The organism is Klebsiella sp. HMSC25G12 (assembly GCF_001807705.1).
GTDB classification, from domain to species: Bacteria; Pseudomonadota; Gammaproteobacteria; order Enterobacterales; family Enterobacteriaceae; genus Klebsiella; species Klebsiella variicola.
Genome location: NZ_KV789920.1, coordinates 34,929 through 58,971, shown reverse-complemented (window position 1 = coordinate 58,971; position 24,043 = coordinate 34,929). Strand labels below are relative to the sequence as shown.

22 protein-coding genes and 2 tRNA genes are annotated in these 24,043 nt (G+C 54.7%); 19 read left to right on the top strand and 5 right to left on the bottom strand.

Going from position 1 to position 24,043, the window contains the following annotated elements; translation table 11 throughout:
- The first annotated feature begins 16 nt into the window (after positions 1 to 16).
- From rpmA to cgtA, 3 genes are all read left to right on the top strand, one after another.
- Entirely contained in the window at positions 17 to 274 is a 258-nt protein-coding gene (rpmA, locus tag HMPREF3096_RS24375; RefSeq protein WP_002434222.1) for a 50S ribosomal protein L27, read from the top strand.
- 92 nt (positions 275 to 366) lie between these two features.
- Entirely contained in the window at positions 367 to 1,332 is a 966-nt protein-coding gene (locus HMPREF3096_RS24370; protein WP_008806642.1) for a DMT family transporter, read from the top strand.
- 15 nt (positions 1,333 to 1,347) lie between these two features.
- A complete protein-coding gene (gene cgtA, locus HMPREF3096_RS24365; RefSeq protein ID WP_008806641.1) occupies positions 1,348 to 2,526 on the top strand; it encodes an Obg family GTPase CgtA in 1,179 nt (392 codons plus the stop codon).
- A gap of 51 nt (positions 2,527 to 2,577) precedes the next feature.
- Here cgtA and dacB read toward each other — a convergent pair whose 3' ends face one another.
- The gene (gene dacB, locus HMPREF3096_RS24360) at positions 2,578 to 4,011 is read right to left on the bottom strand and encodes a serine-type D-Ala-D-Ala carboxypeptidase (RefSeq protein ID WP_008806640.1); all 1,434 of its coding nucleotides are present in this window, start codon (positions 4,009 to 4,011) and stop codon (positions 2,578 to 2,580) included.
- A gap of 235 nt (positions 4,012 to 4,246) precedes the next feature.
- Here dacB and greA point away from each other — a divergent pair, with 235 nt between their 5' ends.
- On the top strand, positions 4,247 to 4,723 hold the full coding sequence (greA, locus tag HMPREF3096_RS24355) for a transcription elongation factor GreA (protein ID WP_008806639.1): 477 nt from the start codon (positions 4,247 to 4,249) through the stop codon (positions 4,721 to 4,723).
- Between the two features lie 152 nt (positions 4,724 to 4,875).
- Here greA and yhbY read toward each other — a convergent pair whose 3' ends face one another.
- Positions 4,876 to 5,169: a ribosome assembly RNA-binding protein YhbY gene (gene yhbY / locus HMPREF3096_RS24350; RefSeq protein ID WP_002918374.1), complete on the bottom strand. Its 294-nt coding sequence runs from the start codon at positions 5,167 to 5,169 to the stop codon at positions 4,876 to 4,878.
- Between the two features lie 123 nt (positions 5,170 to 5,292).
- On the opposite strand from yhbY, the gene rlmE reads away from it, so the two are divergent.
- The 7 genes from rlmE (at position 5,293) to HMPREF3096_RS31105 (ending at position 11,434) form a co-directional block, all read left to right on the top strand.
- Entirely contained in the window at positions 5,293 to 5,922 is a 630-nt protein-coding gene (rlmE, locus tag HMPREF3096_RS24345) for a 23S rRNA (uridine(2552)-2'-O)-methyltransferase RlmE (RefSeq protein ID WP_008806638.1), read from the top strand.
- A 99-nt stretch (positions 5,923 to 6,021) separates the two neighbouring features.
- Positions 6,022 to 7,956, top strand: coding sequence for an ATP-dependent zinc metalloprotease FtsH (gene ftsH / locus HMPREF3096_RS24340; protein WP_008806637.1), 1,935 nt, complete (start codon positions 6,022 to 6,024; stop codon positions 7,954 to 7,956).
- A gap of 98 nt (positions 7,957 to 8,054) precedes the next feature.
- Complete coding sequence (folP, locus tag HMPREF3096_RS24335; protein ID WP_012540474.1) at positions 8,055 to 8,903, top strand: dihydropteroate synthase; 849 nt, start codon at positions 8,055 to 8,057, stop codon at positions 8,901 to 8,903.
- Entirely contained in the window at positions 8,896 to 10,233 is a 1,338-nt protein-coding gene (gene glmM / locus HMPREF3096_RS24330; protein ID WP_002918370.1) for a phosphoglucosamine mutase, read from the top strand. The genes folP and glmM overlap by 8 nt, the downstream gene beginning before the upstream one ends.
- Positions 10,234 to 10,462: 229 nt before the next feature.
- Positions 10,463 to 10,792, top strand: coding sequence for a preprotein translocase subunit SecG (gene secG, locus HMPREF3096_RS24325; RefSeq protein WP_002918369.1), 330 nt, complete (start codon positions 10,463 to 10,465; stop codon positions 10,790 to 10,792).
- A 9-nt stretch (positions 10,793 to 10,801) separates the two neighbouring features.
- A tRNA-Leu gene (locus HMPREF3096_RS24320) sits at positions 10,802 to 10,888 on the top strand.
- A gap of 297 nt (positions 10,889 to 11,185) precedes the next feature.
- Positions 11,186 to 11,434 (top strand): hypothetical protein, encoded by a 249-nt coding sequence (locus HMPREF3096_RS31105; protein ID WP_162493299.1) that lies wholly within the window; start codon positions 11,186 to 11,188, stop codon positions 11,432 to 11,434.
- A 41-nt stretch (positions 11,435 to 11,475) separates the two neighbouring features.
- Here the strand turns inward: HMPREF3096_RS31105 and HMPREF3096_RS24310 are convergent, their stop codons facing one another.
- From HMPREF3096_RS24310 to argG, 3 genes are all read right to left on the bottom strand, one after another.
- Positions 11,476 to 12,027 (bottom strand): YfaZ family outer membrane protein, encoded by a 552-nt coding sequence (locus HMPREF3096_RS24310; RefSeq protein ID WP_032731310.1) that lies wholly within the window; start codon positions 12,025 to 12,027, stop codon positions 11,476 to 11,478.
- Positions 12,028 to 12,376: 349 nt separating this feature from the next.
- Positions 12,377 to 13,006: a winged helix-turn-helix transcriptional regulator gene (locus HMPREF3096_RS24305; protein WP_012540476.1), complete on the bottom strand. Its 630-nt coding sequence runs from the start codon at positions 13,004 to 13,006 to the stop codon at positions 12,377 to 12,379.
- Positions 13,007 to 13,177: 171 nt separating this feature from the next.
- The gene (gene argG, locus HMPREF3096_RS24300) at positions 13,178 to 14,521 is read right to left on the bottom strand and encodes an argininosuccinate synthase (protein WP_008806631.1); all 1,344 of its coding nucleotides are present in this window, start codon (positions 14,519 to 14,521) and stop codon (positions 13,178 to 13,180) included.
- A gap of 307 nt (positions 14,522 to 14,828) precedes the next feature.
- On the opposite strand from argG, the gene HMPREF3096_RS24295 reads away from it, so the two are divergent.
- From HMPREF3096_RS24295 to pnp, 8 genes are all read left to right on the top strand, one after another.
- A tRNA-Met gene (locus HMPREF3096_RS24295) sits at positions 14,829 to 14,905 on the top strand.
- Positions 14,906 to 15,113: 208 nt separating this feature from the next.
- Entirely contained in the window at positions 15,114 to 15,566 is a 453-nt protein-coding gene (gene rimP, locus HMPREF3096_RS24290) for a ribosome maturation factor RimP (protein WP_002918364.1), read from the top strand.
- A gap of 27 nt (positions 15,567 to 15,593) precedes the next feature.
- Positions 15,594 to 17,081, top strand: coding sequence for a transcription termination factor NusA (gene nusA, locus HMPREF3096_RS24285; RefSeq protein ID WP_008806630.1), 1,488 nt, complete (start codon positions 15,594 to 15,596; stop codon positions 17,079 to 17,081).
- Positions 17,082 to 17,105: 24 nt separating this feature from the next.
- The gene (gene infB / locus HMPREF3096_RS24280; protein WP_008806629.1) at positions 17,106 to 19,796 is read left to right on the top strand and encodes a translation initiation factor IF-2; all 2,691 of its coding nucleotides are present in this window, start codon (positions 17,106 to 17,108) and stop codon (positions 19,794 to 19,796) included.
- Positions 19,797 to 19,898: 102 nt separating this feature from the next.
- The gene (rbfA, locus tag HMPREF3096_RS24275) at positions 19,899 to 20,300 is read left to right on the top strand and encodes a 30S ribosome-binding factor RbfA (RefSeq protein WP_002918248.1); all 402 of its coding nucleotides are present in this window, start codon (positions 19,899 to 19,901) and stop codon (positions 20,298 to 20,300) included.
- Complete coding sequence (gene truB / locus HMPREF3096_RS24270; protein ID WP_008806628.1) at positions 20,300 to 21,244, top strand: tRNA pseudouridine(55) synthase TruB; 945 nt, start codon at positions 20,300 to 20,302, stop codon at positions 21,242 to 21,244. Before rbfA ends, truB begins: the two co-directional genes overlap by 1 nt.
- Before the next feature lie 148 nt (positions 21,245 to 21,392).
- A complete protein-coding gene (rpsO, locus tag HMPREF3096_RS24265; protein WP_012540479.1) occupies positions 21,393 to 21,662 on the top strand; it encodes a 30S ribosomal protein S15 in 270 nt (89 codons plus the stop codon).
- A gap of 242 nt (positions 21,663 to 21,904) precedes the next feature.
- On the top strand, positions 21,905 to 24,040 hold the full coding sequence (gene pnp / locus HMPREF3096_RS24255; RefSeq protein ID WP_008806626.1) for a polyribonucleotide nucleotidyltransferase: 2,136 nt from the start codon (positions 21,905 to 21,907) through the stop codon (positions 24,038 to 24,040).
- The last annotated feature ends 3 nt before the right edge of the window (positions 24,041 to 24,043 follow it).

Sequence of the window (24,043 nt, the reverse complement as noted above, 5' to 3'; positions counted from 1 at the left end):
TGAGGAGTAGATTTAAATGGCACATAAAAAGGCTGGCGGCTCGACTCGTAACGGTCGCGATTCAGAAGCTAAACGTCTGGGCGTAAAACGTTTCGGCGGTGAAGCAGTTCTGGCAGGTAGCATCATCGTTCGTCAACGTGGTACCAAATTCCACGCTGGCACCAACGTTGGTTGCGGCCGTGACCACACTCTGTTCGCTTTGACTGACGGTAAAGTCAAGTTCGAAGTTAAAGGCCCGAAAAACCGTAAATTCATCAGCATCGTTGCTGAATAAGTTTTTCGCGTCCCGGTAACGGATGAAAGCCCCGCAACACGTTGCGGGGCTTTTTACATTCGTCTACTGGAAAATTTTGCAGGGAAACAGGCATGAAGCAGCAGGCTGGGATTGGCATTATTCTGGCGCTTACCACCGCGATGTGTTGGGGAGCGTTGCCGATTGCGATGAAACAGGTTCTTGAGGTGATGGAGCCGCCTACGGTGGTGTTTTATCGCTTCCTGATGGCCAGCATTGGGCTTGGCGCGATCCTCGCGATCAAAGGCAAACTGCCGCCGCTGCGAATTTTTCGCAAGCCGCGCTGGCTGGTTTTGTTAGCCATTGCCACCGGTGGCCTGTTCGGTAACTTCATTCTGTTCAGTTCTTCCCTGCAATATCTCAGCCCCACTGCTTCTCAGGTCATCGGCCAGCTATCGCCGGTGGGCATGATGGTGGCAAGCGTCGTGATTCTGAAAGAGCGCATGCGCGGTACCCAGGTGGTGGGCGCGTTGATGTTGCTCAGCGGGCTGGTGATGTTTTTCAACACCAGCCTGATTGAAATCTTTACCCGCCTGACGGATTACACATGGGGGGTAATTTTCGGCGTTGCTGCTGCAACGGTGTGGGTAAGCTATGGCGTCGCGCAAAAGGTGTTATTGCGCCGTCTGGCATCACAGCAGATACTATTTTTGCTGTACACTTTATGTACGATTGCATTACTGCCGCTCGCTAAGCCCGGGGTGATATCCCAGCTAAGCGACTGGCAACTGGCATGCCTGATTTTTTGCGGGCTAAATACCCTGGTCGGCTATGGGGCGCTGGCGGAAGCCATGGCGCGCTGGCAGGCGGCGCAGGTCAGCGCGTTAATCACCTTGACGCCACTGTTTACGCTACTGTTTTCTGATTTATTATCAATGGCCTGGCCCGATGTTTTCGCCAGACCGATGTTAAACCTGATTGGTTATCTCGGTGCGTTTGTCGTGGTTGCGGGCGCGATGTATTCCGCCATCGGCCATCGTCTTTGGGGGCGTTGGCGTAAGCGAGAGGCGGTAGTACCGCTGCCCCGCTCAGGCGAATGATTTACGGAGAGTAAAATGAAGTTTGTAGATGAAGCAACGATCCTGGTCGTAGCAGGTGACGGCGGCAATGGTTGCGTAAGCTTCCGCCGCGAAAAGTATATTCCGAAAGGCGGTCCGGACGGCGGCGATGGCGGTGACGGCGGCGATGTCTGGCTGGAAGCGGACGAGAACCTGAACACCCTGATCGACTACCGTTTTGAAAAATCGTTCCGCGCCGAACGCGGGCAGAATGGCCAGAGCCGCGACTGTACCGGTAAGCGCGGTAAAGACGTGACGGTGAAAGTGCCGGTCGGGACCCGGGTTATCGACCAGGGCACCGGCGAGACCATGGGCGACATGACCAAACACGGTCAGCGTCTGATGGTGGCGAAAGGTGGCTGGCACGGTCTGGGCAACACCCGTTTCAAATCATCCGTTAACCGCACCCCGCGTCAGAAGACCATGGGTACCCCGGGTGATAAACGCGACCTGCAGCTGGAGCTGATGCTGCTGGCCGATGTCGGGATGCTGGGGATGCCGAACGCCGGCAAATCCACCTTCATCCGCGCGGTCTCCGCCGCCAAGCCGAAAGTGGCTGACTATCCGTTTACCACCCTGGTGCCGAGCCTGGGCGTGGTGCGTATGGACAACGAGAAGAGCTTCGTGGTCGCCGATATCCCGGGGCTGATTGAAGGCGCAGCGGAAGGTGCAGGCCTTGGTATCCGCTTCCTCAAGCACCTTGAGCGCTGCCGTGTGCTGCTGCATCTCATCGACATCGAGCCTATCGATGGTTCCGATCCGGTTGAGAATGCCCGCATTATCATTGGCGAGCTGGAGAAATACAGCGAGAAGCTGGCCTCCAAGCCACGCTGGTTAGTCTTTAACAAGATTGACCTGATGGACAAAGCGGAAGCCGAAGCCAAAGCGAAGGCGATTGCCGAAGCGCTGGGTTGGGAAGATAAATTCTACCTGATCTCAGCGGCCAGCCAGCAGGGCGTGAAAGAGCTATGCTGGGACGTGATGACCTTTATCATCGAAAACCCGATCGTGCATGTGGAAGAAGAGCAGAAGCCGGAGAAAGTCGAGTTCATGTGGGACGACTATCACCGTCAGCAGCTTGAAGAAGCCGAAGTCGAAGTGGAAGATGACGAAGACTGGGATGACGACTGGGACGAAGACGACGAAGAAGGCGTCGAATTCATCTACAAACGCTAATCCTGACTTCGCTGGATCAAAAAGGGCCGCATCTGATGCGGCCCTTTTGTTTTAGTTGTTCTGGTACAAATCTTTATACAAGCGGCTTTCAAAGCGGACCAGCGGGATGCGGCGATTACGCTGGTCGGCGGGTTCCACGGCGTAACCGGAGAGATATTGCACGAAGGCCACCTTTTGTCCGCTGGCGGTAGTGATAAAGCCTGCAAGGTTATAAACCCCCTGCAACGAACCTGTTTTCGCCGAGACTTTGCCATCCACGCCCGCCTGGTGGAGACCGGCGCGGTATTGCAGCGACCCGTCGTGGCCCGCCAGCGGCAGCATGGAGATGAAGTTGAGCTCGGTATCGTGCTGGGCGATATACTGCAGCACCTGCATCATGGTCGCCGGGGCGATCAGGTTGTGGCGCGACAAGCCAGAGCCGTCGGCGATGATCGTGTTGCCGAGATCGACCCCAGCCTGTTGACGCAGGATCTGGCGTACGGCATCGGATCCTGCCCGCCAGGTGCCTGGTACGCCGAAGCGGGCGTGGCCGATGGTACGAAAGACGGTGTCGGCAATCATGTTATCTGACTTCTTCAGCATGATCCGCAGCAGATCGTGCAGTGGAGCCGACTGGGTGGTGGCTAATACCGTTCCGGGGTCATTGGCCAGCGTCTGGCGCAACAGCGTGCCGCTATAGGTGATCCCCGCCTGGGTCAGCTCCGCTTTGAGGATCGCCCCGGCGTAGCTGGCGCCGTCCTGAATGGCGAAGGCCAGCGGCAGCGGCTCGCTACGCTGCGGCAGGCAGCCAGTGAGGGTGTAGCGATTGAGATCGCCTGGCACCACATCGAGCTCGCAGTACTGTGCTTCTGCTGAGCCGCGCGCCAGCGTTCGCACCTGGCTGAACATGGTGACCGGATAATAGGACGCAACGCGAATGAAGGCGAGATCGCCCGGTTTCTGCGCGCTATACAGCGAGACAGAGAAGCAGTTACGGTCGACAATTGCGGCCGCCGGCGGGGCGCTGAAGCACTGCGTCAGGTCGTTCCACGGCCAGCCTGGCGCTTTGTCATGGCTGGCGAAGACCGAGGTATCGATGAGCACATTGCCTTCGATACGCTGCACGCCAGCTTTTTTCAGCGTCGCCACCATATTGCGAATATCCTGCCGTTTGAGCGTCGGATCGCCGCCGAAGCGCGCAATCAGGTCGCCTTTCAGCACGCCGCCGTCAAGTGAGCCTTTGGTTTCCAGCGTGGTGGTAAAGCGAAAATCGGGCCCCAGCTGCAGCAGAGCCGCCAGCGCGGTGATGACCTTTTGCGTACTGGCCGGGAGCGCCATTTGCTGGCTGTGGTAGTCGATTTCCGGCGTCGATGCACCAACCTTTTGCGCCATAAAGGCAAGGTTCGCACCGGCGGGAAGCTGGTTGATGTACTCGTCAATATTCGCCGCCTGAGCGCTAAGCGCTATACCGGCAGTCAATCCGATGATAAATCTGGGAAATCGCATAATCTCGCGCTAACAACCTGAAGCCAGGCCGTCATACTACGGTGCAACGCCCAGTAAAGTAAACGATGACCCATAATGAACTTCGGGGTAAAATACCTATCAAATGAAAAATTGCTGCTGACCTGGGGAGTGTTTCCCGGGTCGGTTTCTTTTTGCTCGTGTCCTGCCTGTGGGCAGGGCAGGTGGCGGGGCGGAGCTCTCCGTTCCCTGAAGGAATGATAAAGAGGTATAACTAATGCAAGCGATTCCGATGACCTTACGTGGCGCTGAGAAACTGCGCGAAGAACTGGATTATCTGAAGTCTGTGCGTCGTCCTGAAATCATTGCCGCTATTGCTGACGCTCGTGAACACGGCGATCTGAAAGAGAATGCTGAGTATCATGCTGCGCGTGAGCAGCAGGGCTTCTGCGAAGGGCGTATCAAAGATATTGAAGCGAAGCTGTCCAATGCCCAGGTGATCGATATCACCAAAATGCCGAACAATGGCCGGGTAATTTTTGGCTCAACCGTCAGCGTGCTCAACCTCGATACCGATGAGGAACAGACCTACCGCATCGTGGGTGATGATGAAGCTGATTTTAAGCAGAATCTGATCTCCGTGAACTCGCCGATCGCCCGTGGTCTGATCGGCAAAGAGCAGGATGACGTCGTGACTATCCGTACCCCGGGTGGTGAAGTGGAATACGAAATTACTAAGGTTGAATACCTGTAAGGCGTATTTCCCGCTACGATGTTTATAGATTGTAAAGAAAGGAAAAAGGCCGCATAGCGGCCTTTTATCAACGTCAGGAGCATGGCATTTTGCTCGCCTGGCCGCAGAAATCCCTCGTTTTACACAAAGTTGTGTCGAGATTCAGGATATTCTTAGCGTGGCAGCGAGATCTTACGCTCTGGCGTTGGGCGGTACAGAACCAGCGTTTTACCGATGACCTGTACGTTACAGGCGCCGGTTTCACGTACGATGGCTTCCACGATCAAGGCTTTAGTTTCGCGATCTTCTGAGGCGATCTTCACCTTGATGAGCTCATGGTGCCCTAACGCTTGTTCGATCTCGGCCAGTACCCCTTCGGTCAAACCATTATTGCCAAGCATAACTACCGGCTTGAGCGGATGTGCCAGACCTTTCAGGTGCTGTTTTTGTTTAGTACTCAGATTCATCGTGTTTTTTTGCTTACGTTGGGATTGAAAACGGGTCATTCTACCGCCATCTCCCATATATCGCCAAACTACCGCGTCGATTTTTACGCAGTAAAGTACGATGAACCCGAACGGGAATGTTAAATGACAGGTAAAAAGCGTTCTGCCAGCTCAAGCCGCTGGCTTCAGGAACACTTTAGCGATAAATATGTTCAACAGGCACAGAAAAAGGGGTTACGTTCCCGTGCCTGGTTTAAACTTGATGAAATACAGCAAAGTGACAAAATTTTTAAGCCGGGGATGACGATAGTCGATCTCGGTGCTGCTCCCGGTGGCTGGTCGCAGTATGCGGTCACGCAGATCGGCAACAGCGGCCGCATCATCGCTTGCGATCTTTTACCAATGGATCCAATCGTTGGTGTGGACTTCCTTCAGGGCGATTTTCGTGATGAATTAGTCCTGAAAGCGTTACTTGAGCGAGTGGGCGACAGTAAAGTCCAAGTTGTCATGTCCGATATGGCGCCGAATATGTGCGGAACACCGGCGGTGGATATTCCCCGGGCTATGTATCTGGTAGAACTGGCGCTTGAAATGTCTCGTGATGTATTAGCGCCAGGTGGTAGTTTTGTAGTGAAGGTGTTCCAGGGCGAAGGCTTCGATGAGTATCTTCGAGAAATTCGCTCCCTGTTTACGAAGGTCAAAGTTCGTAAACCGGACTCTTCCCGCGCTCGTTCGCGTGAAGTGTATATTGTAGCGACCGGGCGTAAACCATAACCGGCAGATTTCAAACGAAAGTTTGAAAGAAACTGGATATAGAGTATCCTGACGCTGTTTTTAACACAGTTGTAATAAGAGGTTAATCCCTTGAGTGACATGGCGAAAAACCTAATACTCTGGCTGGTCATTGCCGTTGTGCTGATGTCAGTATTCCAGAGCTTTGGGCCCAGCGAGTCGAATGGCCGCAAGGTGGATTATTCTACCTTCCTGCAAGAGGTCAATCAGGACCAGGTTCGCGAAGCGCGTATCAACGGACGTGAGATCAACGTTACCAAGAAAGATAGTAACCGTTACACGACTTACATTCCGGTTAACGATCCGAAGCTGCTCGATAACCTGTTGACTAAAAACGTCAAAGTTATTGGCGAACCACCAGAAGAGCCAAGCCTGCTGGCTTCCATCTTCATCTCCTGGTTCCCAATGCTGCTGTTGATCGGCGTCTGGATCTTCTTTATGCGGCAAATGCAGGGCGGCGGCGGGAAGGGCGCGATGTCCTTCGGCAAAAGCAAAGCCCGTATGCTGACGGAAGACCAGATCAAAACCACTTTTGCCGACGTTGCCGGGTGTGACGAAGCGAAAGAGGAAGTCGGTGAGCTGGTGGAATACCTGCGTGAGCCGAGCCGCTTCCAGAAACTGGGCGGTAAGATCCCGAAAGGCGTCCTGATGGTCGGCCCTCCGGGTACCGGTAAAACGCTGCTGGCGAAAGCGATCGCTGGCGAAGCAAAAGTGCCGTTCTTCACAATTTCCGGTTCTGATTTCGTCGAAATGTTCGTCGGTGTCGGTGCATCTCGTGTGCGTGACATGTTCGAGCAGGCTAAGAAAGCAGCGCCTTGCATCATCTTCATCGATGAAATCGACGCCGTCGGCCGCCAGCGTGGCGCGGGTCTTGGCGGTGGTCACGATGAACGTGAGCAGACCCTGAACCAGATGCTGGTTGAAATGGACGGCTTCGAAGGTAACGAAGGTATTATCGTTATCGCGGCGACTAACCGTCCGGACGTTCTGGACCCCGCGCTGCTGCGTCCAGGCCGCTTCGACCGTCAGGTTGTCGTTGGTCTGCCGGATGTTCGCGGTCGTGAACAGATCCTGAAAGTGCATATGCGTCGCGTACCGCTGGCGCCGGATATCGACGCGGCGATCATTGCGCGCGGTACCCCTGGCTTCTCCGGTGCGGATCTGGCGAACCTGGTCAACGAAGCGGCGCTGTTTGCTGCTCGCGGCAACAAACGTGTTGTTTCGATGGTTGAGTTCGAAAAAGCGAAAGACAAAATCATGATGGGTGCGGAACGTCGCTCCATGGTGATGACGGAAGCGCAGAAAGAATCGACCGCTTACCACGAAGCGGGCCACGCGATTATCGGCCGCCTGGTTCCGGAACACGATCCGGTCCATAAAGTGACGATTATCCCGCGCGGTCGTGCGCTGGGTGTGACCTTCTTCCTGCCGGAAGGCGATGCGATCAGCGCCAGTCGTCAGAAACTGGAAAGTCAGATCTCCACCCTGTACGGCGGTCGTCTGGCGGAAGAGATTATCTACGGTCCGGAACATGTTTCTACCGGCGCGTCCAACGACATTAAAGTGGCGACGAACCTGGCGCGTAACATGGTGACCCAGTGGGGCTTCTCCGACAAACTCGGTCCGCTGCTGTATGCGGAAGAAGAAGGCGAAGTCTTCCTCGGCCGTAGCGTAGCGAAAGCGAAGCATATGTCCGATGAAACCGCGCGTATCATCGACCAGGAAGTGAAATCGCTGATCGAGCGTAACTACGGTCGTGCTCGCCAGCTGCTGAACGACAACATGGATATCCTGCACGCGATGAAAGATGCGCTCATGAAATATGAGACTATCGATGCGCCGCAGATTGACGACCTGATGGCTCGTCGCGATGTTCGTCCGCCGGCGGGTTGGGAAGAACCGGGTTCTTCGAATAACTCTGACAACAATGGCACGCCTCGTGCGCCGCGTCCGGTTGATGAACCGCGTACGCCGAACCCGGGCAACACCATGTCAGAGCAGCTGGGCGACAAGTAAGCTACCGCTGTTGATGTCTTGTTTTAACCTTAAAAACCCCGGGGCGCCCGCTCCGGGGTTTTTCTTTTTTTAACCTCTTCAGTCTCAGGGATTTTGTGATGAAACTTGTAGCCCAGGGCTCAACCCTCGATCTCTCTCATCCGCATGTGATGGGCATTCTTAATGTGACGCCCGACTCTTTCTCCGATGGCGGCGCTCACAACTCGCTGGTTGAGGCGGTGAAGCATGCCAATCTGATGATTAACGCAGGGGCGACCATCATTGATATCGGCGGTGAATCCACGCGGCCAGGGGCGGCTGAGGTGAGCGTAGAAGAGGAACTCGCGCGGGTGATCCCGGTTGTCGAAGCGATCGCTCAGCGCTTTGAAGTGTGGATCTCGGTGGATACGTCCAAACCGGAGGTTATCCGCGAATCAGCCCGGGCCGGGGCGCATATCATTAACGATATTCGTTCGCTGACCGAACCTGGCGCGCTGCAGGCCGCTGCGGAAACCGGGCTGCCGGTGTGTCTGATGCATATGCAGGGTCAGCCGAAAACCATGCAGGAGGCGCCGAAATATGAGGATGTCTTCGCCGATGTCGAGCGCTTTTTTGCAGAACATATTGTGCGCTGCGAGCAGGCGGGGATCGCAAAAGAAAAATTGCTGCTCGACCCGGGATTCGGTTTCGGTAAAAATCTCTCCCATAATTATCAACTGCTGGCCAGGCTGGGTGAATTTCACCACTTTGGGCTGCCTCTGCTGGTCGGTATGTCGCGTAAGTCGATGGTAGGTCAGTTGCTGAACGTCGGGCCGTCGGAACGGCTGAACGGCAGCCTGGCGTGTGCCGTCATTGCAGCAATGCAGGGCGCGCAGATAATCCGCGTCCATGATGTCAAAGAAACGGTAGAAGCGCTGCGCGTGGTGGAAGCCACCCTCGCCGCTAAGGGAAAAAAACGTTATGAGTAACCGCAAGTATTTTGGCACCGATGGTATTCGTGGCCGCGTCGGCGATGCGCCGATCACTCCGGAATTTGTGCTTAAGCTGGGCTGGGCGGCGGGGAAAGTGTTAGCGCGCCACGGCTCGCGTAAAATTATCATCGGCAAGGATACCCGTATTTCGGGCTATATGCTGGAGTCCGCGCTGGAAGCTGGGCTGGCGGCCGCGGGGCTCTCTGCGTCGTTCACCGGGCCAATGCCGACACCGGCCATCGCCTACCTGACGCGCGCATTCCGCGCCGAGGCGGGGATCGTTATTTCAGCTTCGCATAACCCTTTCTACGACAACGGTATTAAATTCTTCTCCATTGAGGGCACCAAGCTGCCGGATGATGTGGAAGAGGCGATTGAAGCCGAAATGGAGAAAGAACTCACCTGCGTGGATTCGGCAGAGCTGGGCAAAGCCAGCCGTATCGTTGATGCCGCCGGGCGCTACATTGAATTTTGTAAAGGCACCTTTCCCAACGAACTGAGCCTCGGCACGCTGAAAGTGGTGGTGGATTGCGCGCACGGTGCGACCTATCACATTGCCCCCAATGTCTTCCGCGAGCTGGGCGCCCAGGTTATCGCGATGGGCTGCGAGCCTGATGGCCTCAACATCAACGAAGAGGTCGGCGCCACCGACGTGCGTGCGCTGCAGGCGCGCGTGCTGGCGGAGAAAGCCGATCTGGGTATTGCCTACGACGGCGATGGCGATCGGGTGATCATGGTTGACCATGAAGGCAATAAAGTCGATGGCGACCAGATCCTCTACATCATCGCCCGGGAAGGGCTGCGTCAGGGGCAGCTGCGCGGCGGCGCCGTTGGTACCCTGATGAGTAATATGGGACTGGAGCTGGCGCTCAAGCAGTTAGGCATCCCGTTTGCCCGCGCGAAGGTCGGTGACCGTTATGTACTGGAGATGCTGCAGGAAAAAGGCTGGCGCATTGGTGCGGAAAACTCAGGCCATGTGATCCTGCTGGATAAAACCACCACCGGCGATGGCATCGTCGCCAGTCTGCAGGTGGTCGCGGCGATGGTACGTAACCATATGAGTCTGCATGACCTTTGCAGTGGCATGAAGATGTTCCCTCAGTTACTGGTGAATGTGCGTTTTACCGAAGGCAGCGGTAACCCACTGGAGAACGAGCATGTCAAAGCGGTGACCGCAGAAGTGGAAGCAGCGTTAGGGAAACGCGGCCGTGTCCTGCTGCGTAAATCCGGAACGGAGCCGCTGATCCGCGTCATGGTGGAAGGCGAGCATGAAGATCAGGTGCACGAGTTTGCGCATCGCATCGCCGAAGCGGTAAAAAGCGTCTAAGCTTGCCGGCTAAGTGGTTAAAAAGGCGGCGCTTGCCGCCTTTTTTATGATAGAAAACCGACTTTTTGCTGTTTTTTTCTGCAGTTGATACAATGTGTCGAAATTGCCCTTGCGAAGGTCATTCGCTTTGGTTAGTATTCACACCCGCTTCAGTGGGAAACGTTAAAACGTCCCGCTTTATTGGTCGAAGCACTTGGTATGCGGCAAATCCGCAAGGAACAGGTTGATTATGTACGAAGCTCTTTTGGTTGTTTTCCTTATTGTAGCGATTGGCCTTGTTGGTCTGGTTATGCTGCAGCAAGGTAAAGGCGCTGATATGGGAGCCTCCTTCGGTGCAGGCGCTTCCGGCACACTGTTTGGGTCCAGCGGTTCTGGCAACTTCATGACCCGTATGACCGGTATCCTGGCTGCGCTGTTCTTCATCATCAGTCTGGCGCTGGGTAATATCAACAGCAACAAGACCAGTAAAGGAAGTGAGTGGGATAACCTGAGTGCACCGAAAACGGAGCAAACTCAGCCAACTGCGCCGGCTCAGCCGACCAGCGACATCCCGCACTAAGTATTCTGTACCGAGGTGGTGGAATTGGTAGACACGCTACCTTGAGGTGGTAGTGCCCTAACGGGCTTGTGGGTTCGAGTCCCATCCTCGGTACCAATATTCCAGAAAAAAGACGCTGAAAAGCGTCTTTTTTTGTTTTTGTCCCCTCCGGCCATTTAATTATAAACATCTCTTTGCTGGTTCCCTTCTTTTACTGTCGTTAAAGTCGCCTCGTCAAATTAACAGAGGTGAAGTGACATAATGAACAAGATCGGGTTGCTTATCGTCGCCGGTGTGCTCGGTTTAGCAGGGTGCAGTTCAATATCGCCCTCCCAAACGGTGGAGACGATTAATGCGCTAACGGTACCGGTATCGCACAGTGAGCCTGGGGCGACAGCGAATAATGCCCAGGCGGTGACGCGCTATTTCCAGGACAATACGGCGCTGATTGGTCGCCTTAACCATTCGTTGAAAAATCATTATTTGCAGGATGTGGAGCGCCGCGATGTGTTTGACAGACATAGTGAGGCGTACCAGGTGTATGGCGCCCTGACCCGTCTGGAGCAGATGGCGTCCATGAATGATGTTTACCGTAAAGAGAATAATGTTGCCGGTCTGCAGGAGATCAACCGCGTGCTGAAAAGCGTGCCGTTGGCCAGCTGAGAGAAGACAGGGACTGTCGGACAGCAATCCCTGTGTAAGGATTAAAAGCGGAAGTTAACCCCGGCATAGACCCCGTCGGCAAGGGTGTTGTCACGATTGCCATCTTTCCCCGCCATATCGATATAACGATAGCCTGCTTCGATATTCAGAGACGGGAGTACGTTAATACGTAATCCGGCATTGGCCTCCACATAATCATCGACGCCGCTGGACATTGAGTCCGGCGAATAATACCCCTCACCGAAGAGCGTGAAGTACTGGCCGAGGGGCAGCTCCGCGCCGCCGCCAGCGGCGATGGCGTAGCCTTCATCACCATCTTTGGGATTCAGATAGACGCCTTTACCGCCCAGCGTCATCAGAAAAGGTCCAAGGTTAAAGTTGTAGCCCATTCCCAGCCCTACGCTGTCCCCGTCATTGTCGCTGTGAGCCCACTGGGTATTGAACGTCATACCCGGTTCCCCGGCGCCAAAGCTGGCGGACAGATTGGTGAACTCGGCACCGGCTTCACCATGCAGGTTAACGGATGCGCAGACGGCGCTGCTGGCCCCCAGGGCGATCATCACGGCAAACAATTTTGGAGCAATCGACTTCATTGTTGAATTCCTTCAGATAAAAAAAAGCCCGATACGGGCGTTCGGGCAAAATTAACGGGTTCTTGGATCTCATCGTTATGGTCGCTGCAGACGGCAGGCGAGGGGGTCAACTCCCGCTACCGCTGCTCACGCCTGGCCGATTTCCGGGGCATATCCTGAGCCGGTGCAGGCCCGGCGGTTAACGCCGTGAGTGGTTGCCTGCTGGTCGAGCCCAGGGACATGTTGTCCGCCGGTAAATTCAGGTGCTCAGCATAAAATTTTTCTTTTTTTACCGTTAGCGTTTATTAATTTAAATTTAAACATTTTCAACATTGAGGCGAGTAACAACAAATAAAGGTGACTGACGCGGTCAAAATTTTTCAGGAAGTGAGGTGATGCTTTGCAAATAACCGCCGCGGGCGAAAGCAATATAACCGCCTTTCTTTAATGCTGACAAGACATTGAGAATACTGCTGCGCGACAGGTGGGTCCTGTCCTGAATATATTCAAGAATAGACACGCGCAGTCGGGTCTCTGCGGTTAATAGCATCATTTCCAGCAGATGGTTACGGATCACTGAATAGGTTCGCTGTTGCAGGACCAGATCGTCACGATATACCAGGTAAGAAGTATGATAGGCCAGCAGGCTGGTCACCTCCTCCCACAGGTTATGCTGACGAAAGAGCGCGGAAGCCAGGTCATAGTCGATGCGTAGCAGTTCGGAAGAGACTTCCGCTCGCAGGCTATGGCTGCGGCTGGGCTGTAGCATTTCCGCCACGCCGAAAAGGTGGGGCTCATAGACGGTCACCATCAATAGCTTGTCGGAATTCCGAATAATCGATAGCTCGCCTTTTTTAAAAATAAAGAGCTGGGTTTTGCCTTTATATTCCCAGGTGAGTCTTTTTCTGGCGATCGCGTTAACGGGCGTCGCGTGTGGCTCAAGCACATCGATCAGTCGGTCAATGGCCTTTTGCGGCCTGATCGGCGGTTTAATATTCATGATGTTTATCACCAGATATGAATTAATCAATTGAGGCTATTATAATCAACAATTTTGCTGACCGGGCGATAAGGAAAAAATGCCTCTTTTCAATTTTTCTGGCGCTGACAGGGAACAAAAAATAAAAAGCCGGCGGAGGGCCGCCGGCGGGGAGCAAACATCGTCAGGCGATTATTTGCCTTTGTTTTCCAGATTCTCAACCTGCGGTAAACCGGTTGCCGAGGAGGCGCTCAGCAGGCCTGACTGGGCATAGCCGAACAGCTTCTCGCGGGTATCGGTAATATCCAGATTACGCATGGTCAGCTGACCGATACGGTCTTCGGCGGTAAACATGGAATCGCCTTTTTCCATGGTCAGACGCTCTGCTTTATAGGTCAGGTTGTCTGAAACGGTATTGAGGATCGAGTAGTCGTTACCGCGACGCAGCTCAAGGGTAACTTCGCCGGTGATCTGGCTCGCGACCCAGCGCTGCAGAGAATCACGCAGCATCAGCGCCTGGGAATCGAACCAGCGTCCCTGATACAGCAGGCGGCCCAGCTGACGACCGTGGGCATGGTATTGCTCGATTGTGTCTTCGTTATGGATACCGGTCAGCAGACGCTCGTAGGCGATATGCAGCAGCGCCATCCCGGGGGCTTCATAAATACCGCGGCTTTTCGCTTCGATAATGCGGTTTTCAATCTGATCGCTCATCCCCAGACCGTGGCGGCCGCCGATGCGGTTGGCTTCCAGCATCATCTCGACGTCGTCAGCGAAGGTTTTGCCATTCAGCGCCACCGGATGGCCTTGCTCAAAGCGTACGGTCACCTCTTCCGCAGGGATCTTCACGTTTTCGTCCCAGAACTTCACGCCCATAATCGGGTTGACGATTTTCACGCTGGAATTGAGGAATTCGAGGTCTTTCGCTTCGTGGGTGGCGCCGAGCATGTTGGAGTCGGTGGAATAGGCTTTTTCAACCGACATCTTGTAGTCAAAGCCGCAGGCGATCATAAATTCGGACATTTCGTGCCGGCCGCCGAGCTCATCGATGAAATCACTGTCCAGCCACGGCTTGTAAATCTGCAGTTCAGCATTGGTCAGCAGGCCGTAACGATAGAAACGTTCGATATCGTTGCCTTTATAGGTGCTGCCATCGCCCCAGATGTTGACGCCATCTTCTTTCATTGCCGCCACCAGCATGGTGCCGGTGACCGCGCGGCCCAGCGGCGTGGTGTTGAAGTAGGTCAACCCACCGGTGGTGTTATGGAAAGCGCCACACTGAATCGCCGCGATCCCTTCTGCGACCAGCTGTTTGCGGCAGTCGATCAGACGGGCACCTTCAGCGCCATACTCTTTCGCGCGGCGCGGAATAGCATCGTAGTCGTCTTCGTCCGGTTGACCCAGGTTAGCGGTATATGCATAAGGCACGGCGCCTTTTTTGCGCATCCATAACAGCGCGGCGCTGGTATCCAGTCCACCAGAGAAAGCGATACCAATACGTTGACCAACCGGGAGATGCTTGAGAATCGTCGTCATAAAATAAAACCCTGCTCGATAGACTGTGGTGAGTTCGACTCAACAACCTTAACTGCATTTTTATGCATTAATTGTGAGTATTCATTTAACCATCTTTTACTGGCGACAGGAAGGGCTTCATCATCTTTTTGCTAAAAAAGCCTGAAATACCAGCACAAACGGCAATCGGGGGCGATAAAAAGCATGTTGACAAAATATACTAATTGCCGATACAATTCACCCCGATTTTATGTCCCGTCTTCGGTACCAAATCCCAGCAGTATTTGCGTCTTTTGCTCAATAAGAGTAAAATATGCCACGTTTCAGGCGCGGGGTGGAGCAGCCTGGTAGCTCGTCGGGCTCATAACCCGAAGGTCGTCGGTTCAAATCCGGCCCCCGCAACCACTTTCCCATTAAGTACTTTTTCAAATATACTGTGAGGACTAAGTGTCCTTCGTAGCCGAATTTGAAAGAATTCTTGCGGAAGGTGTTCCAGATCGCCATGGCGATCTCAGGGTTCAGTTATCTAAAGCCCCGATTTATCGGGGTTTTTTGTTATCTGACTTCAGAATAACTGGGCTATACGCCCTTTTTTTATGTCTTGGGGGTGGGTTTGTCCACATTAGAGCAAAAATTGACAGAGATGCTCACAGCGCCGGTTGAAGCGCTTGGCTTTGAGCTGGTCGGCATCGAATTTATTCGCGGTCGCACATCCACACTGCGCATCTATATTGATAGTGAAGATGGCATCAACGTTGATGATTGTGCTGATGTGAGCCACCAGGTAAGCGCCGTCATGGATGTTGAAGACCCGATCACTGTCGCTTACAACCTGGAAGTCTCTTCGCCTGGTCTCGACCGTCCGATGTTCACCGCCGAACACTACCAACGTTTCACTGGCGAAGAAGTTGCGCTGGTGCTGCGCATGGCGGTTCAGAACCGTCGCAAATGGCAGGGCATTATCAAAGCGGTAGACGGTGAAATGATCACGGTAACCGTCGAAGGCAAAGATGAAGTGTTCGCGCTGAGTAACATCCAGAAGGCGAACCTGGTTCCCCACTTTTAACAGTCTGGATTGAGGTGAAAGGCCCCGATGAACAAAGAAATTTTGGCTGTTGTTGAAGCCGTTTCCAACGAAAAAGCGCTGCCGCGCGAGAAAATTTTCGAAGCGCTGGAAAGCGCGCTGGCAACGGCCACCAAGAAAAAATACGAACAAGAGATCGACGTTCGCGTAGAAATCGACCGTAAGAGCGGCGATTTCGACACCTTCCGTCGCTGGCTGGTTGTTGAAGAGGTGACTCAGCCGACGCGCGAGATCACGCTGGAAGCAGCGCGTTACGAAGATGAAAGCATGAACGTCGGCGACTATGTCGAAGATCAGATTGAATCTGTTACCTTCGACCGTATCACCACGCAGACCGCTAAACAGGTTATCGTGCAGAAAGTCCGCGAAGCCGAGCGCGCGATGGTGGTCGATCAGTTCCGCGAGCACGAAGGTGAGATCATCACCGGCGTGGTGAAAAAAGTGAACCGCGACAACATCACCCTGGATCTGGGCAACAACGCTGAAGCCGTGATCCTGCGTGAAGATATGCTGCCGCGTGAAAACTTCCGTCCGGGCGACCGCATCCGCGGCGTACTGTACGCTGTCCGTCCGGAAGCGCGTGGCGCCCAGCTGTTCGTGACCCGTTCCAAACCTGAGATGCTGATCGAATTGTTCCGCATTGAAGTGCCGGAAATCGGTGAAGAAGTGCTGGAGATCAAAGCGGCGGCTCGCGATCCGGGCTCTCGTGCCAAAATCGCGGTGAAAACCAACGACAAGCGCATCGACCCGGTTGGCGCTTGCGTCGGTATGCGCGGTGCGCGCGTGCAGGCCGTCTCTACTGAGCTGGGCGGCGAACGCATCGATATCGTCCTGTGGGATGATAACCCGGCGCAGTTCGTGATCAACGCCATGGCGCCGGCAGACGTCGCGTCTATCGTGGTGGATGAAGATAAACACACCATGGATATCGCGGTAGAAGCGGGCAACCTGGCGCAGGCGATTGGCCGTAACGGTCAGAACGTTCGTCTGGCTTCGCAGCTCAGCGGCTGGGAACTCAACGTGATGACCGTTGACGACCTGCAGGCTAAGCACCAGGCGGAAGCGCATGCCGCTATCGATACCTTCACCAAATATCTCGATATTGATGAAGATTTCGCGACAGTGCTGGTTGAAGAAGGCTTCTCCTCGCTGGAAGAGCTGGCCTATGTGCCGATGAAAGAACTGCTGGAAATCGACGGTCTGGATGAAGCCACCGTTGAAGCACTTCGTGAGCGTGCGAAAAACGCACTGACTACGCTGGCGCTGGCTCAGGAAGAAAGCCTGGGAGATAACAAACCTGCCGATGATCTGTTGAATCTGGAAGGTCTGGATCGTGCCCTGGCATTCAAACTGGCTGCCCGTGGTGTTTGTACGCTGGAAGATCTCGCCGAGCAGGGCGTTGATGACCTGGCTGATATCGAAGGGATGACCGACGAGAAAGCTGGCGAGCTCATCATGGCCGCTCGCAACATTTGTTGGTTCGGCGACGAAGCGTAATAAACTGTAGCAGGAAGGAACAGCATGACAGATGTGACTATTAAAGCGCTGGCCTCAGAGATTCAGACCTCTGTGGATCGCCTGATACAGCAATTTGCTGACGCAGGCATCCGCAAATCGGCTGATGATTCTGTGACCGCGCAAGAGAAACAAACTTTGTTGACGCACCTGAACCGTGAACACGGCTCGGCGCCCGACAAGCTGACGTTGCAGCGTAAAACCCGCAGCACGTTGAATATTCCAGGTACCGGTGGAAAGAGTAAATCGGTACAAATCGAAGTCCGCAAGAAACGCACCTTTGTGAAACGCGATCCGCAAGAGGCTGAACGTCTGGCCGCGGAAGAGCAGGCGCAGCGTGAAGCGGAAGAGCAGGCCCGTCGTGAAGCTGAAGAAGCAGCGAAACGCGAGGCGCAATTAAAAGCTGAACGTGAGGCCGCAGAACAAGCTAAACGTGAAGTCGCTGATAAAGCGAAACGTGAAGCTGCGGAAAAAGACAAAGTGAGCAATCAACATACCGACGAAATGACCAAAACCGCCCAGGCTGAAAAGATCCGCCGTGAGAACGAAGCCGCGGAACTGAAGCGCAAATCGGAAGAAGAAGCACGCCGCAAACTTGAAGAAGAAGCGCGCCGTGTAGCGGAAGAAGCACGCCGTATGGCAGAAGAAAACGAAAAAAATTGGTCTGAAACCTCAGACAGCCCGGAAGATAGCAGCGACTATCACGTCACTACTTCACAGCATGCTCGTCAGGCTGAAGATGATAACGATCGTGAAGTTGAAGGCGGTCGCGGCCGTAGCCGTAGCAGCAAAGCGGCGCGTCCGGCGAAGAAAGGCAACAAACACGCTGAATCTAAAGCTGATCGTGAAGAAGCCCGTGCGGCCGTTCGCGGCGGTAAAGGCGGTAAGCACCGTAAAGGTTCCGCTCTGCAGCAGGGCTTCCAGAAGCCGGCGCAGGCCGTTAACCGTGACGTTATCATCGGCGAAACCATCACCGTTGGTGAACTGGCTAACAAGATGGCGGTGAAAGGTTCTCAGGTCATCAAAGCGATGATGAAACTGGGCGCCATGGCGACCATTAACCAGGTCATCGACCAGGAAACCGCGCAGCTGGTTGCCGAAGAGATGGGCCACAAAGTTATCCTGCGTCGTGAAAACGAACTGGAAGAAGCGGTAATGAGCGACCGTGACACCGGCGCTGCGGCTGAACCGCGCGCACCGGTCGTGACCATCATGGGTCACGTTGACCACGGTAAAACCTCGCTGCTGGACTATATTCGTTCTACTAAGGTTGCCTCCGGCGAAGCGGGTGGTATTACCCAGCACATCGGTGCTTACCACGTAGAAACCGACAACGGCATGATCACCTTCCTGGACACCCCGGGCCACGCCGCGTTTACCTCCATGCGTGCTCGTGGCGCGCAGGCGACGGATATCGTGGTTCTGGTGGTGGCGGCAGACGACGGCGTGATGCCGCAGACCATCGAAGCTATCCAGCACGCTAAAGCGGCGCAGGTACCGGTGGTGGTTGCGGTGAACAAAATCGATAAGCCAGAAGCTGATCCGGATCGCGTGAAGAATGAACTGTCCCAGTACGGCATCCTGCCGGAAGAGTGGGGCGGCGAGAGCCAGTTCGTCCACGTTTCCGCGAAAGCCGGTACCGGCATCGACGACCTGCTGGACGCGATTCTGCTGCAGGCTGAAGTTCTCGAACTGAAAGCTGTACGTAACGGTATGGCGAGCGGCGCGGTCATCGAGTCCTTCCTCGATAAAGGTCGTGGCCCGGTGGCTACCGTTCTGGTTCGCGAAGGTACTCTGCATAAGGGCGATATTGTCCTGTGTGGCTTTGAATATGGCCGCGTGCGTGCGATGCGTGACGAACTGGGTCGCGAAGTGCTGGAAGCGGGTCCGTCCATTCCGGTGGAAATCCTCGGTCTGTCCGGTGTGCCGGCTGCGGGTGATGAAGTGACTGTGGTTCGTGACGAGAAAAAAGCGCGTGAAGTGGCACTGTATCGTCAGGGCAAATTCCGTGAAGTTAAGCTCGCGCGTCAGCAGAAATCTAAGCTGGAAAACATGTTCGCTAACATGACCGAAGGCGAAGTTCACGAAGTGAACATCGTGCTGAAAGCGGACGTACAGGGTTCTGTCGAAGCGATTTCCGATTCCTTACTGAAACTGTCTACCGACGAAGTGAAAGTGAAGATCATCGGTTCCGGCGTAGGTGGTATCACCGAAACCGACGCGACCCTGGCAGCAGCATCCAACGCGATTCTGGTTGGCTTCAACGTTCGTGCAGATGCCTCTGCGCGTAAAGTTATCGAAGCGGAAAGCCTGGATCTGCGTTATTACTCCGTCATCTATAACCTGATCGACGAAGTGAAAGCGGCGATGAGCGGCATGCTGTCTCCGGAACTGAAACAGCAGATCATCGGTCTGGCTGAAGTGCGTGATGTGTTCAAATCGCCTAAATTCGGCGCCATCGCGGGCTGTATGGTTACCGAAGGGACGATCAAACGTCACAACCCAATCCGCGTCCTGCGTGACAACGTGGTTATCTATGAAGGCGAGCTGGAATCCCTGCGCCGCTTCAAAGATGACGTTAACGAAGTCCGTAACGGCATGGAATGTGGTATCGGTGTGAAGAACTACAACGACGTTCGCGTTGGCGATATGATCGAAGTGTTCGAAATCATCGAAATCCAGCGTAGCATCGATTAATCATTTGATGGCTAAGCAGCCGGGGAAGCGAAGCGCCACCCGGCAATCATTTTAAAAAGGGGCTTTTGGCCCCTTTTTTGTCTTTATTCTGGAGAACTTATTATGGCGAAAGAATTTGGTCGCCCGCAGCGTGTGGCCCAGGAGATGCAAAAAGAGATTGCCATCATCCTGCAACGTGAAATCAAAGATCCGCGTCTGGGTATGATGACCACCGTTTCCGGTGTGGAAATGTCCCGTGACCTGGCCTATGCCAAGGTGTATGTCACCTTCCTCAACGACAAAGATGAAGCCGCGGTGAAAGCGGGCATCAAAGCGCTGCAGGAAGCTTCTGGTTTTATCCGCTCCCTGCTGGGTAAAGCGATGCGCCTGCGTATTGTGCCGGAACTGACTTTCTTCTACGACAACTCGCTGGTGGAAGGGATGCGTATGTCCAACCTGGTCACCAGCGTGGTGAAACACGACGATGAACGTCGTGTGAACCCGGACGACAGCAAGGAGGACTGATGAGTCGTCCTCGTCGTCGCGGCCGCGACGTGCACGGCGTATTGTTGCTGGACAAGCCTCAGGGCGCTTCCAGCAACGATGTGCTGCAGAAAGTAAAGCGTATTTATAACGCCAACCGCGCTGGCCACACCGGCGCGCTGGATCCGCTGGCGACCGGTATGCTGCCAGTGTGTCTTGGCGAAGCGACCAAGTTTTCCCAGTATCTGCTGGACTCCGATAAGCGTTATCGCGTGATCGCCAAACTGGGCCAGCGCACGGATACCTCCGATGCCGACGGTCAGGTGGTGGAAGAGCGTCCGCTAACCTTTAGCGACGAGCAGCTGGCGGCGGCGCTGGATAGTTTCCGCGGCGAGACGCAGCAGGTACCGTCGATGTACTCGGCGCTGAAGTATCAGGGCAAGAAGCTGTACGAGTATGCTCGTCAGGGCATTGAGGTCCCGCGTGAAGCCCGGCCGATTACGGTCTATGAGCTGCTGTTTATTCGCCATGAAGGCGATGAACTGGAGCTGGAGATCCACTGCTCGAAAGGCACCTACATCCGGACGATTATCGATGATTTAGGTGAAAAGCTCGGCTGCGGCGCGCACGTGATTTTCCTGCGTCGCCTGGCGGTGAGCAAATACCCGGTTGAGCGGATGGTGACCCTCGAGCAGCTGCAGGCGCTGGTCGATCAGGCGGCAGCGCAGGATATTCCTGCCGCGCAGCTGCTTGATCCGCTGCTGATGCCGATGGACAGCCCGGCATCGGACTATCCGCTGGTGGCGATTCCGGAGACCTCCGCGGTTTACTTTAAAAACGGTAACCCGGTTCGTCAGTCAGGCGCGCCGCTTAACGGGCTGGTGCGGGTGATGGAAAACGAATCCGGCAAGTTTCTCGGCATGGGCGAAATTGACGATGAAGGCCGCGTGGCGCCGCGTCGTCTGGTGGTGGAATACCCGGCGTAAGCGCTTTTCTTGCGATAAAAGCCTGCTACGAGTAGAATATCGCCGCTTAACGTCCGCTAAAGTGTTTTAACATTTTCGGGCGTTGCATCAGGGGTCGCTGAATTAGAGATCGGCACCCTTTCTTTCTTTTAATTTTTGGAGTTCTAAAATGTCTCTAAGCGTTGAAGCTAAAGCAAAAATCGTTTCTGAGTTTGGTCGTGGCGAAAACGACAGCGGTTCTACCGAAGTTCAGGTTGCACTGCTGACTGCACAGATCAACCACCTGCAGGGCCACTTTGCAGAGCACAAAAAAGATCACCACAGCCGTCGTGGTCTGCTGCGCATGGTTTCTCAGCGTCGTAAACTGCTCGACTACCTGAAACGTAAAGATGTTGCACGTTACGCTGCGCTGATCGAGCGTCTGGGTCTGCGTCGCTAATTCTGCGAGTTTCAGAAAAAGGGGCCTGACGGCCCCTTTTTTCGACCGGGCGGCAGCAATTCATTCAAAACTCATGTATTGTTGCTAGTAATGATCTTCATGCAGAGGTTCGCGCGGCTAATGAGAGGCTTCATCCGCAGGGGCGGGTAAAGGTTGTCATTAGTCGCGAGGATGCAGAGGATCGGGTCAATAGACGCTATATCTTTGATATGGCGTGATTTATAGATAAAAAGGATAGAATTTTGCTTAATCCGATCGTTCGTAAATTCCAGTACGGCCAGCATACCGTAACCCTGGAAACCGGCATGATGGCGCGCCAGGCAACGGCCGCTGTGATGGTTAGCATGGATGACACCGCGGTATTCGTGACCGTTGTGGGTCAGAAAAAAGCGAAGCCAGGCCAGGACTTTTTCCCGCTGACTGTTAACTACCAGGAGCGTACTTACGCTGCCGGTAAAATCCCGGGTGGTTTCTTCCGTCGTGAAGGCCGTCCAAGCGAAGGCGAAACCCTGATCGCGCGTCTGATTGACCGCCCGGTTCGCCCGCTGTTCCCGGAAGGCTTCGTTAACGAAGTTCAGGTTATCGCCACCGTCGTTTCCGTTAACCCGCAGGTTAACCCGGATATCGTCGCGATGATCGGCGCTTCCGCTGCGCTGTCCCTGTCTGGTATTCCGTTCAATGGCCCAATCGGCGCCGCGCGCGTGGGTTACATCAACGACCAGTACGTACTGAACCCAACCCAGGAAGAACTGAAGTCCAGCAAACTGGATCTGGTGGTTGCCGGTACTGAAGCGGCCGTGCTGATGGTTGAATCCGAGGCTGAACTGCTGAGCGAAGACCAGATGCTGGGCGCGGTGGTCTTCGGCCACGAGCAGCAGCAGATTGTTATTCAGAACATCAACGACCTGGTGAAAGAAGCCGGTAAACCGCGTTGGGACTGGCAGCCGGAAGCCGTCAACGAAGCGCTGAACGCGCGCGTGGCTGCGCTGGCTGAATCCCGCCTGAGCGATGCTTACCGTATCACCGACAAACAAGAGCGTTACGCTCAGGTTGACGTGATCAAATCTGAAACCATCGCCACGCTGGTAGCCGAAGATGAAACCCTGGACGCTAACGAGCTGGGTGAAATCCTGCACGCCATCGAGAAAAACGTGGTTCGTAGCCGCGTACTGGCAGGCGAGCCGCGTATCGATGGCCGCGAAAAAGACATGATCCGTGGTCTGGACGTTCGTACCGGCGTACTGCCGCGTACTCACGGTTCCGCACTGTTCACCCGTGGCGAAACGCAGGCGCTGGTTACCGCGACTCTGGGTACCGCACGCGACGCGCAGAACATCGACGAACTGATGGGCGAGCGCACCGACTCCTTCCTGTTCCACTACAACTTCCCTCCGTACTCCGTAGGCGAAACTGGCATGGTGGGTTCTCCGAAGCGTCGTGAAATCGGTCACGGTCGTCTGGCTAAGCGCGGCGTATTGGCCGTGATGCCGACTATCGACGAATTCCCGTACACCGTTCGCGTGGTGTCTGAAATCACCGAATCCAACGGTTCTTCTTCCATGGCCTCCGTCTGTGGCGCCTCTCTGGCGCTGATGGATGCGGGTGTGCCGGTGAAAGCCGCCGTTGCGGGTATCGCAATGGGTCTGGTGAAAGAAGGCGACAACTTCGTCGTTCTGTCTGACATCCTGGGTGACGAAGACCACCTTGGCGATATGGACTTCAAAGTTGCGGGTTCCCGCGACGGTATCTCTGCGCTGCAGATGGATATCAAAATTGAAGGTATCACCAAAGAAATCATGCAAGTTGCTCTGAACCAGGCTAAAGGTGCGCGTCTGCACATCCTGGGCGTGATGGAGCAGGCGATTAACGCGCCGCGCGGCGATATCTCTGAATTCGCACCGCGTATCCACACCATCAAGATCAACCCGGACAAGATCAAAGACGTTATCGGTAAAGGCGGTTCTGTTATCCGTGCCCTGACCGAAGAAACCGGCACCACCATCGAAATCGAAGATGACGGTACCGTGAAGATCGCAGCGACCGACGGCGATAAAGCACAGCATGCTATCCGTCGTATCGAAGAGATCACCGCTGAGATCGAAGTTGGCCGCATCTACAATGGTAAAGTGACCCGTATCGTTGACTTTGGCGCGTTCGTTGCCATCGGCGGCGGTAAAGAAGGTCTGGTTCACATCTCGCAGATCGCTGATAAGCGCGTTGAGAAAGTGACTGACTACCTGCAGATGGGTCAGGAAGTGCCGGTTAAGGTTCTGGAAGTTGACCGCCAGGGCCGTGTTCGTCTGAGCATCAAAGAAGCAACTGAACAGACTCCGTCTGCCGCAGCGCCGGAAGCTCCGGTCGCCGAGCAGGGCGAGTAAGGT